This window comes from Paenibacillus terreus (assembly GCF_042138595.1).
In the GTDB taxonomy this organism is placed as follows: Bacteria; Bacillota; Bacilli; order Paenibacillales; family Paenibacillaceae; genus Paenibacillus; species Paenibacillus terreus.
Window position 1 is genome coordinate 65,639 of record NZ_JBHIRX010000019.1, and the last position, 13,904, is coordinate 79,542.

Annotated in this window: 11 protein-coding genes; 6 read left to right on the top strand and 5 right to left on the bottom strand. The window is 52.8% G+C overall.

Annotated features, from left to right (window positions below; translation table 11 throughout):
* The first annotated feature begins 24 nt into the window (after positions 1-24).
* From ACE5KN_RS25580 to ACE5KN_RS25595, 4 genes are all read left to right on the top strand, one after another.
* The gene (locus ACE5KN_RS25580; RefSeq protein ID WP_375526354.1) at positions 25-720 is read left to right on the top strand and encodes a GntR family transcriptional regulator; all 696 of its coding nucleotides are present in this window, start codon (positions 25-27) and stop codon (positions 718-720) included.
* 146 nt (positions 721-866) lie between these two features.
* Positions 867-2,228: a GntP family permease gene (locus ACE5KN_RS25585; RefSeq protein ID WP_375526305.1), complete on the top strand. Its 1,362-nt coding sequence runs from the start codon at positions 867-869 to the stop codon at positions 2,226-2,228.
* A gap of 43 nt (positions 2,229-2,271) precedes the next feature.
* Positions 2,272-3,819 carry a gluconokinase gene (gene gntK / locus ACE5KN_RS25590; RefSeq protein ID WP_375526306.1) on the top strand — a complete coding sequence of 516 codons (1,548 nt, stop codon included), beginning with the start codon at positions 2,272-2,274 and terminating at the stop codon, positions 3,817-3,819.
* A 97-nt stretch (positions 3,820-3,916) separates the two neighbouring features.
* On the top strand, positions 3,917-4,150 hold the full coding sequence (locus ACE5KN_RS25595) for a hypothetical protein (RefSeq protein ID WP_375526307.1): 234 nt from the start codon (positions 3,917-3,919) through the stop codon (positions 4,148-4,150).
* Positions 4,151-4,272: 122 nt separating this feature from the next.
* Here ACE5KN_RS25595 and ACE5KN_RS25600 read toward each other — a convergent pair whose 3' ends face one another.
* The 3 genes from ACE5KN_RS25600 to ACE5KN_RS25610 all read right to left on the bottom strand — a co-directional run bounded on the left by ACE5KN_RS25600 (position 4,273) and on the right by ACE5KN_RS25610 (position 6,169).
* Complete coding sequence (locus ACE5KN_RS25600) at positions 4,273-4,446, bottom strand: hypothetical protein (RefSeq protein ID WP_375526308.1); 174 nt, start codon at positions 4,444-4,446, stop codon at positions 4,273-4,275.
* Between the two features lie 99 nt (positions 4,447-4,545).
* Positions 4,546-5,370 carry a serine/threonine protein kinase gene (locus ACE5KN_RS25605; RefSeq protein ID WP_375526309.1) on the bottom strand — a complete coding sequence of 275 codons (825 nt, stop codon included), beginning with the start codon at positions 5,368-5,370 and terminating at the stop codon, positions 4,546-4,548.
* Positions 5,371-5,470: 100 nt separating this feature from the next.
* Positions 5,471-6,169 carry a MerR family transcriptional regulator gene (locus ACE5KN_RS25610; protein ID WP_375526310.1) on the bottom strand — a complete coding sequence of 233 codons (699 nt, stop codon included), beginning with the start codon at positions 6,167-6,169 and terminating at the stop codon, positions 5,471-5,473.
* Between the two features lie 381 nt (positions 6,170-6,550).
* Between ACE5KN_RS25610 and ACE5KN_RS25615 the strand changes: the two genes are divergently transcribed.
* Positions 6,551-8,302 (top strand): alpha-glycosidase, encoded by a 1,752-nt coding sequence (locus tag ACE5KN_RS25615; RefSeq protein ID WP_375526355.1) that lies wholly within the window; start codon positions 6,551-6,553, stop codon positions 8,300-8,302.
* 180 nt (positions 8,303-8,482) lie between these two features.
* Here the strand turns inward: ACE5KN_RS25615 and ACE5KN_RS25620 are convergent, their stop codons facing one another.
* Together ACE5KN_RS25620 and ACE5KN_RS25625 are read right to left on the bottom strand one after the other, a co-directional pair.
* Positions 8,483-9,634 (bottom strand): response regulator, encoded by a 1,152-nt coding sequence (locus tag ACE5KN_RS25620; RefSeq protein WP_375526311.1) that lies wholly within the window; start codon positions 9,632-9,634, stop codon positions 8,483-8,485.
* 99 nt (positions 9,635-9,733) lie between these two features.
* Positions 9,734-12,787, bottom strand: a complete 3,054-nt coding sequence (locus ACE5KN_RS25625; protein ID WP_375526312.1) for a hybrid sensor histidine kinase/response regulator — start codon at positions 12,785-12,787, stop codon at positions 9,734-9,736.
* 270 nt (positions 12,788-13,057) lie between these two features.
* On the opposite strand from ACE5KN_RS25625, the gene pdaA reads away from it, so the two are divergent.
* Positions 13,058-13,825 (top strand): delta-lactam-biosynthetic de-N-acetylase, encoded by a 768-nt coding sequence (pdaA, locus tag ACE5KN_RS25630; RefSeq protein WP_375526356.1) that lies wholly within the window; start codon positions 13,058-13,060, stop codon positions 13,823-13,825.
* The last annotated feature ends 79 nt before the right edge of the window (positions 13,826-13,904 follow it).

Sequence of the window (13,904 nt, forward strand, 5' to 3'; positions counted from 1 at the left end):
ATAAGAGACAGGAGCGTGAGCAATGTGGATTATCCGGCAGCATGGCTGCAAGGGGCTTCGTTGGGCGAAAAAATCGCCTGTGAGCTTAGACTGCAGATTATCCGGGGACACTATGCTCCAGGCACGGTTTTATCCGAGAACCAGATCGCTGCCGATTTCGGGACAAGCCGCTCCCCCGTAAGGGAAGCCATGAAAGTGCTGTCCGGTGAAGGATTAATTCGCCTTGAGCGAATGGGTGCCGTCGTGATTGGCATGACGCCTGCGGACATGGAGGAGCTGTTTGATGTAAGATTGCTGATCGAGCATTTTGTCGTCAAGCGTCTCGTACATAAAGATACTGCCCCCATCGCAGCCGCGCTGGAACGCCTTACCGACAAGATGGAAGTCGCCTTTAAGCATTGGGATATCGCCGAGTTTTCGCTGCAGGATTTTCTGTTCCATGAAATGCTGGTGCTGGAAGCTGGCCATACACGGATTTTGCATACATGGAACGGCATGAGACAGCTCATCCTTACCGTGATGCTCGCCGCGACGGAACAGCGTTTTTCCATCAAAAGCAACGAGTCGCTCGTCACCATTGCCAAGCACCGTACACTTGCGGCCGCTTTACTGGATGGAGATGTGAAACGGCTGGCTGATCTCGTGGACGATCATTACAGAGACACGCGCAATGCAGTCAATGACAGTGTGCTTTCTCCTTTTCGCGGATCGGCATTTTAGGACTGGTTCCATTTCATTTTATGGTAAACCGCAAAATGAAAGCGCTGCAAAAATGAAATGAAAACACTTTTCCGTTTTCGGAAATGTTTTCATTGGCTAAAGTTGTCGACAAGTATACAAACTAATCATTCAAGGAGGTTTTACCTATGCAATCCCTATTTGGGCTCAGTCATAACGCCAGTTTGTTGATCTGGGCGCTTATCACGATCGTTCTGCTGATTGTGCTCATTGCCAAATTCAAGTGGAATCCGTTCGTCTCCCTTTTGCTCGCAGCGTTTTTCCTCGGGCTGATGAACGGCATGCCTGCTCCTGACGTCATTACTTCCGTGACGAAGGGTCTCGGAGGAACGCTGGGATCGATCGCCATCGTCATCGGTCTCGGTACGATGCTCGGAAAAATGATGGCTGAATCGGGCGGGGCTGAGCGTATTGCCACCACGCTGATCGACCGCTTTGGCGAAAAACGCGTTCATTGGGCCATGCTGCTCGTCGCCTTTATTGTCGGCATTCCTGTATTTTTCGAGGTCGGCTTGATTCTGCTGATCCCTATTCTGTTCACCGTCGCACGTAAAATGAATATGTCCTTGATCAAAGTCGGGATTTCCATGCTTGCCGGTCTGTCCACAGTACACGGTCTGCTTCCGCCGCACCCCGCTCCGATGATTGCGATTGACTCGTACCAGGCCGACATCGGACGTACGATCCTGTACGCGCTGATTGTCGGTATTCCGACCGCTATTATCGCCGGACCGGTATTTGCCAACTGGATCAGCAAAAGGGTGCATGTTACACCAAATCCCGAGCTTGTCGAGCAGTTCACCAATAAAAACGAGCGGGCGCTTCCCGGCTTTGGTATTACATTGTTTACAATTTTGCTGCCGGTTATCCTGATGCTCAGCGGTTCTATCGCCATGATTGCCGATCCTGGCAAGACCAGCGGTTTAACCGTATTTCTCGAATTTATCGGAGACGAAGTCGTGGCCCTGCTGATCGCCACCGTCTTTTCCTTCTTCACGCTGGGTTATGCCCGCGGCTTCAACAAGAATGATCTTGCCCGCTTTACCAGTGAATGCCTTGCGCCGACCGCTTCCATTATTCTGATTATCGGTGCAGGCGGTGCCTTCAAGACAGTTCTGATTGACAGCGGTGTCGGCAAAGCGATTGCCGAAATGGCTACCGGAGCCAACGTTAATGTGATTGTATTTGCTTACCTGGTATCCGCGCTGATTCGTGTCGCCACAGGCTCGGCTACTGTTGCCATGACGACTGCCGCGGGAATTGTCGCTCCCGTGCTTGCCATGACACCTGGTGCCAACCTGGAGCTGGCCGTGCTTGCTACGGGTGCAGGCTCGCTGATTCTGTCCCATGTCAACGATGCCGGCTTCTGGATGATCAAGGAGTTTTTCAACATGACGGTTCCGCAAACGCTCAAAACATGGACCGTTATGGAAACCATTCTCTCCCTTGTTGCCTTCATTTTGATTCTACTGCTGAGTGTGGTAGTGTGAATTAAAGAGCCATACAGCTACGGAATTAGAGAGGAGAATCACCATGGCAAATGTCAATCATATGATCGGCGTGGATATCGGCACAACGAGCACCAAAGCGGTATTGTTTGAAGAGAACGGTACCATTAGAGCGGAGCATAATGTCGGTTATCCCCTGAACACTCCGGTGCCGGCCGCGGCGGAGCAGGACCCGGATGAAATTTTCAAGGCGGTGGTAACGACCATCCGCGAGGTTATGGCCAAGAGCGGCGTGCCGCCACAATCGGTCCTGTTCGTGTCCTTCAGCTCGGCCATGCACAGCGTGCTGGCCGTCGATGAAGGCGGGGCGCCGCTGACCGCATGTATCACCTGGGCGGATAACCGCAGCGCTCATTGGACCGAGGTGCTAAAAAAAGAGCTGAACGGGCAAGCGATCTACCGGCGTACCGGAACGCCTGTCCATCCCATGTCCCCCCTTACCAAGCTGATGTGGATTACACGCGACCTGCCGGATATTGCGGCAAAAGCCCATAAATATATTTCCATCAAGGAGTATGTGTTCGCCCGGCTGTTCCGGGAATACGTTGTAGATCACTCCATGGCCTCAGCTACAGGCATGATGAATCTGGAGAAGCTGGACTGGGATGAAGAAGCTTTGGCGGTGGCCGGAGTCACCAGCAAACAGCTGTCGACACTTGTTCCGACAACGCATATCATGAACGGCTTGAACCCGGTCTACGCCAAGGAAATGGGCCTGCTGGAATCGACACCCTTTGTCGTAGGCGCCAGCGACGGCGTGCTGTCCAACCTGGGCGTTAACGCCATTAAGCCCGGGGTTGTGGCCGTAACCATCGGCACCAGCGGGGCCATCCGCACCGTGGTCGACAAGCCTGTCACCGATCCGAAGGGGCGCTTCTTCTGTTACGCGCTGACGGAGGATCAGTGGGTGATTGGCGGTCCCGTCAATAACGGAGGCATTATTTTTCGCTGGATTCGCGACGAATTCGCCGCCTCTGAGGTTGAAACCGCCAAGCGCCTTGGACTGGATCCCTACCATGTGCTGACCAAAATTGCGGAGCAGGTGCCTCCGGGCTCGGACGGCCTGCTGTTCCATCCTTACCTGTCCGGCGAACGCGCGCCGCTGTGGGACCCAAACGCACGAGGCTCCTTCTTCGGCCTGACCCTGCGGCATAAAAAGGAGCATATGATCCGCTCCGCCCTGGAAGGCGTATTGTTTAACCTCTATACCGTCATGCTTGCCATGGAGGAGGTCATCGACAGACCTTCCGTCATCCATGCTACGGGCGGCTTTGCCCGCTCCGAGCTGTGGCGGCAGCTGATGGCCGATATTTTCGATCAGGAAGTCATCATTCCGGAGAGTCTGGAAAGCTCCTGCCTCGGCGCCGTCATCCTTGGGCTCTACGCGCAAAAGCGAATCGACTCCCTTGAAGCGGTCGGAAGCATGATCGGAACAACACATCGTCACGTGCCGGAAAGAAAAAATGTTGAGGTGTACCGTGAGCTTCTGCCGATTTACATCCGGATTTCGCGGAAATTTGAAGAAGAATTCAGGGTTCTGGCTGATTTCCAGAACAAAATGCTGGGAGATTAATTGCAACCGCTCTGTCCTTCGCACGTATTACCTTTTTAAGTAAAAGCGATTTGGTTCCATGCTGATCAAGGACCCTATACCCAAGGAGGACAAGACGATGCTTAAGAAAATACTGCACCGCCTGATGCATTCCGCTTCCCATTCTTCCCATCGGCGTCATTACAGCAGCTCGGACAGGCGGCATTACAAACGTTACTCCAGCAGTGATCACCACAAAAGGCACCACGGAGGTTACGTCGGAAAGCTGTCTTCATCCGATCTGAAATACGGACACAGCCGCCACGGACACGGATATTACAAGAACAGACACCGCAGCTTCTCAAGCTCCTGAGTCTGGAACATATTTTGAACACGGAAAAGAACAGGCCGTTCTGAACTGCACCCCAACGGTTAGAAACAAACAACACTGAAGGTGCAGTTCATTCGATGTAGCCTGTTCTTTCTTCTTGCTATTTAGTAAAGCAGCCATGCACGGGAGATAATGGCCAGCAAAATCAACAAAACCAGAATGGTCCCCACAGGTCCCCATTCGCCGTAACCGAAGCCAAATCCCGGTTTAATTCCCGGTACATATCCGGGATAACCCCACGGACCGGCACCCGCATATCCGACACCTTTGGTTTTCACTGTCAGAATGCCCCTTTCCGCTGATCGCTCAGTTGGTCTTTAACACAGAATCATCTTATGTAGACGATCGTGCAGGGGGCATAGACAGTATCCCATTTTTCACACTTCATCCTGAAGCACTCGGGACAAACGTCCAAGATCCTGCAGGGCTGCCGCCGAATCCTCGTACCTGGGCCCAAGCTGCAGCAGACGCTCCAGGAAAAGGCGGGTCTCCGGATGCAAATCCAGCTCCTCCTGCCATCCTGCAGACTCCTGTCCGGGGACCGGGTCATAAGAGGAATAGAGCATAAACAGCATGAAATGCCCGATATCATACAGGTCGCTGTACATTGCGGCATCCCTTCGCTGCGGATCGCGTGTTTGTATCATAGAGCCGGGAAATACCTCCTGCGGGTCCTCTCCGATGGCGAGGGCCAGTCCAAAATCGATCAGATGAAGCTCTCCCGCTCGTTGGATCACATTCGGGATGCGGATATCCATATGAACAAAGCCCTGCTCATGCACATAGCGGACCCGCCCCAGCAGCTCCAGCGTGTACAGGACACACTCCTTTTCCGTGAATCTCTGTTCTTGCCCGAAAATCAAATCCTCAAGCGTGCTTCCCTCTATATATTCGGATACCATATATACCTTGTTCTTCGCCAGCTCGATCCAATCGATATACCGGGGAATACAGCGATGGCTCATCTGCTGCAGAATATCCGCTTCCCGCTGCAGCAATTTGACGGCACGGGCTCGCTTGCTTGGCTTGGCCTGTTTGAGGGCTGCGCTCATGCCGGTCTCACTGTCTATGCACAGATAGGTCAGCCCGTAACTGCCAATCCCCAGCAGCCTGACAACCTTATATCTGCCGCCGATCACCTCTCCGGGCTGATGCGGATAATCCATCCACGTTTCACGTACTCTGCGTAAATATGCCAGCAATCCCTTTCCTCCTTGGGCAGACAGGCTTCAGCCCCGTCTTCACCGCCCCATTATATCACGGGCAGGCCAGAGGAGAGGTGAACTCATTAGTGAACATGATTTACGCTTCTCTGCTCTTGCGCGGAAGCAGGCCGAAAATGCTGAACAGCGGGCTCCGTGCCTTCTTTCTGCGCCCCTGATAGCTGCGGAGATTCGTAATGAGCTGCCGATCCCTTTCTTCCTCCGTCTTCTCCTTGATCCAGCGCCGCTGTTCCTCCAGTTGGGCCGTCAGGCTGCTATGCGTCTCCAGCAGCTTTTCCTGCTGCGCCTCCAGCTCGGCAATACGGCGGTGAAGCTCTTCCCACTGTAAAAGGGCGTCTATACGCTCCTGCTCCTGACCGGAGGAGACACCCTCAACAGGAAGCTGCTCCTGGCTGGAGGAGACCTCCACACCAGGGGGATGCTCCTGTTCATGAGAAGGAGCAGGCTTATGCAGCACGGGAACCGCCGCCGTAACCTCTTCCACCAGCGCCATCAGATCAGGTGATGGCTCCTTGGGAAAAGGCAAGGGCTCCTCCTGCTGCCTAAGCTCTGTCAAAACAGCCTCAACCGCATCCGTCATCGTCATATTATTTTCCCGCAGCAGGGACTTGAGGTGACGAAAGCAGTCAACGTCCGCCTCGGTATATATTCTGGATTGATTGACCGCCCGCTCGAAGACATATCCCTTCTCCTCCAAAGCTGCGGCATATTTCCGCAAGGTGCTTGCGCCGACCCCCAATGTCTTGGCAATTTCCGATGTGACTCCAGTTTCCTGCATACGCCATTACCTCCTGTAATTTTAAATTAAACAGGGCGACATTCCAGCATGACGGCCGCACAGCCTCGGGTGGCTTGCCCCGCCCTTTTCACATGCTTTTCCATTTCGGCGATTGTACATAAAATTCCTTTGGCGTAATTATTCTATTATTGCGGATTGCTGAGAGCTTTTGTCAGGGCAGACGTCAATTCTGGTCGATAACGGTCTTATCCGCTTTTGCCGCGTGGAATATTCCCCCATGAATCTGGTGCAATCTCTCTTGCTTGGGGTAATAAATAGTCCATCTGTCCATATTGAATACATAAGATTGAAGCACAATTCCTGTTTAACAGCATGAAGGCGCCGGAACTCTAAACTTGGCAATTGAAGGAGGAATCGATGATGCTGCTTGAAGCCGTGTACCACCATCCGAAACGGAACTGGGCCTTCGGTTATGATGAAGAGACCATTTATTTGCGTCTGCGCGTGAAAAAGAACGACCTTACTGCCGCCTGCGCCCTGACCGGGGATAAATATGACTGGGAGCGGACCCGTGAAGTCATCCCCATGTACAAGCTTGCCAGTGACAGCATGTTTGATTATTACGAGTGCCGGGTCAAACCCTGTTTCCGCCGTTTGCGCTACGGATTCATGCTGGAGGCCGGGGATGAGCGGCTTTGGATGAATGAAAACGGCTTTGTCACGGAGGAGCCGCAAAATCCCGACCGGATGTTTCAATATCCGTTCCTCAACCCGGTCGATATTTTAAAACCTCCCGCCTGGGTTAAGGATGCCGTATTTTATCAGATTTTCCCGGAACGCTTCGCCAACGGGGACCCGTCGAATGATCCGGAGGGGACGGAGCCTTGGGGGGGAGAGCCGCGCAGGGAGAATTTCTTCGGGGGAGATTTGCAGGGCGTGATCGATCATCTGGACTACCTGAACGAGCTCGGCATTAGCGCCATTTACTTTACGCCTGTATTCCTGGCGACAACCAACCACAAATACGATACAGAAGATTATATGAAGGTGGACCCCCATTTCGGGGATATTGATACGCTCAAAAAATTGGTGAACGAGTGCCACCGCCGCGGCATTCGCGTGCTCTTCGATGCGGTGTTCAATCATTCGGGGCGCACCTTTGCCCCTTTCGTGGATGTGCTGGAGAAGGGAGAAAAATCGGCTTATAAAGACTGGTTCCACATTCGCCAGTTTCCCCTGAGGGTCGTAGATGGGGTGCCGACATATGATACCTTTTCATTCGAACCGATGATGCCCAAGCTGAACACGGAGAATCCTGAGGTCAAAAAATATTTGCTGGGCGCAGCGGAATACTGGACCCGCGAAATCGGCATCGACGGCTGGCGGCTGGATGTAGCGGATGAGGTGGATCATGATTTCTGGCGCGAATTCCGGAAAACGGTCAAGGCTGCCAACCCGGAGGCTTATATTCTCGGAGAAATGTGGAATGAATCCTCCGAATGGCTGCAGGGCGACCAGTTCGATGCGACCATGAACTATCCGTTCACCTATGCGGTAAATGACTTTTTTATCAAGCAGGAGGCGGATGCCGAAGACTTTGCCTTCCGGATCGGCAAGCAGATTGCCCGTTATCCCAAGCAAGCGACGGAAGTGGCGTTCAATTTGCTGGACAGCCACGACACCCCCCGCGTTCTGACACTCGCTGGAGGGGATAAGCGAAAGATGCGCCTGGCTGCAGTCTTTCAGTTTACCTACATCGGCACTCCGTGCATTTATTACGGAGATGAAATCGGCCTGGACGGAGGGCCGGATCCGGGCTGCCGCAAATGTATGGAGTGGGATGAAGCAAAGCAGGACCGCGAATTGCTGCGTTTTTACCAGGAGCTGATTGAACTGCGCCGGTCCTACCCTGTCCTGAGAGCGGAGGGCTCGATCACGTTCCTCTCCGCTCAGGCTGACGGTTCGGCCATCGCCTATGAGCGCCGTGGCGCGAAAGAAGTTATTATCGTGCTCCTGAACAGGGATACGAAGGAGCAGGCCGTCTCCTTCCCTATCCATGAAACGGGCTGGGAGCTCCTGTTTGGCCAGTGCAGCTGGACCAATTCGAGCGGCGTACTGAACGCCAGGCTTCCCGGATACGGGTATGCCGTGCTGCGTGTGCCTTTAACGTAAGAAAAACGTCCATCGACGTACATTCACAGAAGACAGACCGCGTTTAGCGGAAGTTTTTCTTGCGATTCCAGGAAGATTATAGCAAGAAGTTTGTTCTTTCTGGAATCTTAAGTGTTGGCTCTTGAGATGCAAAAAAGCGGATGCCCTGAAGACACAATCGGGACATCCACTTTTTCTTGTTCAGGTTAGTGCTTGCGGAGGACGCTGTGAAAGCAGCCGTTCGAACAGCTGGCGCGTAGAGGGCTCGGGGCGGATGCCCAGATCGTCTTCCAGCAGCTTGGTGAAACTGCCGTAATGCTCTTCCGCCGCTTTGTAATCTCCCATGCGGGCATACAGCTCCAATAGCTGGCAGCAAACCTCTTCCGAATAGGGCTCCTTATTCTGCAGAGCCAGCAGCCGCTCGGCTGCCCCCCGGAAGTGGCCTGTACGCATTTCAACTGCCGCGGCGTCCATTACGCCTTTTATATACTTCCTGCGCAGCTTCTCTCTTTTGGAGTAGGCCCAGGGATAATCATGCTCTTCCAAATAATTACCACGGTACAAGCCGAGGACCTGATCCAGCCTGGCCGCGTCCGGCTGCCCGGACGCGTAAATTTCCGCCATGCCCCGCTCAAATTCCTCTACATCGGTCGTACATTCGCCAAGGATAAGCCTGTACCTGTCCAGACTGAATTCCAGCTTGGTGCCGTACACCCATTCTTTTATCGCCTTGCGGATTTGATATATGGAGGTATGCAAATGGACCACGGCCTTATCAGGCGTGTAATCAGGCCACAGCATATTCAGCAGCTCCTGCTTGCTGATCCATTCCCGTCCATTTTGCAGCAGGTAGGCAAACAGCTCCTGAGATTTCAGCGTCCGCCATTTAAAATGCCCGCCGCCAGTACTGCCGGTAACACTGTCTGTAATCTCAAGCCTTTGAAAACAGAGCACATTGGGTTCCCTGACAGGGACAGGCTCTTTGCTTTCTTTGGCCTTCCCGGCGATCCGGTCGATCGTTTTGGCCAATCGCTGGGGATGCACCGGCTTCAGCAAATAATCCAAGGCCTGCAGCTCAAACGCTTCAATGGCATATTCCGAATAAGCTGTCACAAACACCACATGAACGTCGATGTCCAGCTGTTGAATGAGTTCAGCAGCCTCCAGACCACTGATTTCGGGCATGCCGATATCCAGAAATACGATGTCCGCCCGTCCGGACGCCAGATATTCTAACGCAGCCGCAGCGGAATTGAACATTCCCGCCGCCTCGACGCGTCCATCCGCACGCAGCAGCCTTTCCAATTGGATTAAAGCCGATCTCTCATCATCTACCAAAATGGCCTTCATCATGTTAGCGTCCCCACCTTTTGCATAATCAAGCAGTCTCGTTTTAAAGTGAACAAGCAGGTTCGTTATTTCATAATGCAAAACTTCCGTTTCCAGAGCCCGTTACCAGGCAGGCGGGGTATGCGGAATATGGAAGCTCACGATCGTCCCGTCATCAGGCCCACTGCTGATCTGAAGGCCGCTTCCGTAGAGGGAGACGAGTCTGCGATGGATATTCCGCAGTCCCACACCGCCCGCTTCCCCGGTACTGGACAGGATCTGCTCCACTTTCTCGGGCGGTATTCCCACCCCGTCATCTTCTACGACAACAAGTATGCCTTTTTCCCGGGTGCGTATGGAAATTTTAATCATTCCGCCGTTCGCGCGCTGCATAATTCCGTGACGGATTGCGTTCTCCACTATGGGTTGAATGGATAACGGAGGGATCAAAGCCTTGGCCTGTTCCGCAATGTCGAATTCAACCTGAAGCCGCTCCTCGAAGCGGGCGCGTTCCAGCGACAAGTACGAGCGCACAAGCTCCAGCTCCTTATACAGCGGAACAGTCTGATCGCGATTGTGGAAATCAAAGCTGCTGCGCAAATACTGGCTGAGCTCCATCAGCAATTCTATAGCCCGGTCCGGATTCTCCGCACATTCGGAGATAATGACATTCAGGGCATTGTACAGAAAATGCGGCTTGATCTGTGCTTGCAAAAAGGCCATCTCCGAACGGATCGCCTCCTGGGTCGATTCCCGCAAATTAAGCAGGGTGCGCACACGTGCGCGCAATTCCTCGGCATCCACCGGTTTGCGCAGAAAGTCATTCGCCTCTGCCTGCAAGCCGGCATGAATGTCACCGGGGAGATTGCGGGCTGTAAGCAGGAGTACAGGCAGCTCAGCCATGGAGAACCTTCTGCGGATTTCCCGGCACAAATCCAGCCCCGACACGCCCGGCATCATCCAATCGGTGATCACCAGATCGATATGCCTGCTGCCGCTAATGTGCTCCAGCGCTGTCTGGGCATCCTGAACGGCGATTACCCTGCATTCCTCCGACTCCAGCAGGCTAGCCAGCACATGCAAATTCACACTGTCATCATCAACGGCCAGAATCGTATACTTGCTTTTCTTACCGAAACGGGGAGCTCTTCCCGCAGCACTTGCCATCTCCGGCGGCTCTTGTCCCACCGCATCCGGTTCAGAAGCTGAAGCGGCATGTTCTGCGGCAGCCGGCAGCGTAAAGGTGAACAGCGCGCCTGCCCCAAGCTGGGATTCGACCCAAATGCGCCCGCCATGCAGCTCAATCAGCTGCTTCGTCACACTTAGTCCAAGTCCGGTGCCGTTGACAGCCATGTTCTCCGTATGCTCTCCCCGGTGGAAGGACTCGAAAATATCTTCATGAAGCTCCGGTGGAATGCCTATGCCTGTATCCTCCACCCTGATTTCAAGGACCCCGCCGTGAGCGGCTGCGGACACCTTGATTTGCCCACGTTCGGTGAATTTGACCGCATTGCCGAGCAAATTGTAAAGCATTTGCATAAGCCTGTCCTCATCGGCAAGCACGTACGGCAGATGATCCGGGAGCGCGGTGACGAAACGGATTTCCTTGGCGCCGACTGTATGCTCCAGCACCTCCAGTACGGATTGCACCGCTGCTTTCAGGTTGACAGGAGCAGGATGAATAACAAGCCTCCCGTTCTTCAAATTGGAAAAATCCAAAATATCATTTATCAGAAAAGACAAGCGTTTACCTACAGACACGATCAGTTTCAAATTGCGCAATTGCTCTTCATTCTCTCGTCCTTCCCTCCGGTCAGCCATGCCTTGCGCAATATTGATCATCCCATGCAACGGGGTGCGAAGCTCATGGGAGGTATTGGCCAGAAATTCATCCTTCAACCCATCGAGCGTCAGGAGGCGCTGTGACAATAGCTCAACCTCCTCGAAGGTGACGGCGAACCGTTTGGCCAGCAGCAGAGCCTGTGAAAAAATAAATATCAGCGTTTCAAAGGAGACAACTCCCCGCATATCGATCAGCCCCAGCAAATAAGCAACACATAGAAGAACCACCATCATAATGCTAAATATGCCTAACGCCATTAATGTAGTGTCCAGCCTGTTTTTGTTAAATCCTTTAATCAGGACGTATACCACGTACCCTACCCAGCACACATGATAGATAAGCAGCAGCGGCTCCGCACGGGACATCGACACGGTCGGTACTAAGAGAACCATAACAGTCCATATCACTGTTGCCACCGTCGAAAGCTTAAGAATCCTCGGATGAACCATTCCGGGCGAATATACATTGACATAACGGACCAAAAAGAAAAACGCGAGCACGGATGACACCCATTGGGTGCTGACAACCCATTCGTACTGCATTCCGGGAATGGCCCCGATGAGCTTTTCGCCCTGACTTAGCACGTACACCAGTGTTGCAAAGCAGAAACAGCCCATATAAAAGAGTGAGGACTCCCTCCTGCGAAATCTGTAAAGCAACAGGAAAAATATGCCGGGAACAAAGAACCCTGCGGCCAAAATCAGGTCAGTACCCAGGCTGATGTCCCGCGCGTTGCGGATGGTGGCATACTCGCCGAACATGATCTGTCTGACGATTCCACCTGTATAGTAATTATAATTGGATACGTGAATCATCACTTCAACAGTCGATCCGTTCACCCTGAAATATCCGTTATAGGGCCTGTTGCCCGGAACAGACGACGGATCACTCTCTCCCGGTTTTCCTCTGGTCCCCACTTGGCTGCCATTGATATAAATGCTGCTCGCCGTCCGGATATTGATCGTGCGTATACCGAAGAGCTCGTTGTCCTGCTTCGGAACACGGATAAGCAAACGATAGGTCCCGTATCCCGTTCCGCTATTCCCGGGCATGTATGGGTCCCATATACCCGGAACGGACGCATAGCGGTGCCGATGCTCCAGGCCGTCCGTTTTCCAGGACCAGGGATGTAATAATTGACCGGGGTAAAACTCCCATTCTCCATTGAGACTGGCGGCTCCGTTTTTGGAAAAATCCCAGCCACTCAAATCCAGGACGCCCTGGCGGGCACGAGGCAGCTCCACATTCGTGGCCGCTTTGTTAAAAAGGTAATAAGCAGGAAGAACTACGGTTAATAAAAAGAAGCCTGACAAGATGATCCACTGTTTTCTCATAGCTCCATGCCTTTCGTTATAAATATAGGCATCGCCAAAAAGCCCTCATTCATAAAAAGACCCGGTCCTCCCGACCGGGCCTCTCCTGCATCAATTATAACGTTTATTCATGTCCATGGGCATCCCCGGAAAAATTGTGAGAGCCTTCATATCGTCCACATAATTTATCCAGCAACTGAAAATGCTAACAGGAGACGGAACCACCACAGGCTCCGAAAGTTTGGGATTAGGGGGATATGAATGCCGCGTCTGTTGAAGCAAATTTTGTGTATGACACTTGTCTTTTTTGTCACAGTCACCATCTCTGAAACTGCATCTGTAATGGCCTCTTCTGCTCAACCGTATCATTTCGGGTTCAAGAAAAGCAAAAACGGAGAGCTGCCGTCCATTGCCCAGGAGGGCTTCATGAATATCCTGCAGGAGAACGGATCGATCTTTCTGGGAGACACAGAACAGAAAGAGCTGTACCTGACCTTCGATAACGGCTATGAGAACGGATATACGGGAAAAGTGCTTGATGTGCTGAAGGCCAAGAAGGTACCGGCCGCTTTTTTCGTTACCGGCCATTTTGTGCGCGACCAGCCTGAGCTCCTGCGCCGCATGAGTGAAGAAGGCCATATCATCGGCAATCACTCCTGGAGCCACCCTGACATGACAACACTGTCACCGGAGCAAATCCGCACAGAGCTGGACAAGGTGCGCGAAGCGGTCGCAAATGTAACCGGGCAGCAGGAGATGAGCTTTGTAAGACCGCCACGCGGTATATTCAGCGGTAAGGTGCTGGAGGCATGCAAGCAGCTCGGATACACCAATGTGTTCTGGTCCGCAGCCTACCGGGACTGGGAGACGAACAGGCAGCAGGGCGGCGGGCATGCTTATCAGCAGGTCATGTCACAGCTGCATCCCGGCGCTGTCATTTTGCTGCATTCCGTCTCCAGAGACAATGCCGAGGCTCTCTCCTCCATCATTGATGATGCGCGCAAGCAAGGGTATATTTTCAAAAGCCTAAATGAGCTGAAGGTCAAAATTTATCGTTAGTCTGTGTTGCAAAACACGATTGGCAGCACTTTAAACACAAGCAGCCCTGGATTGAAATTTTTAGGGCTGCTTTTTCTCT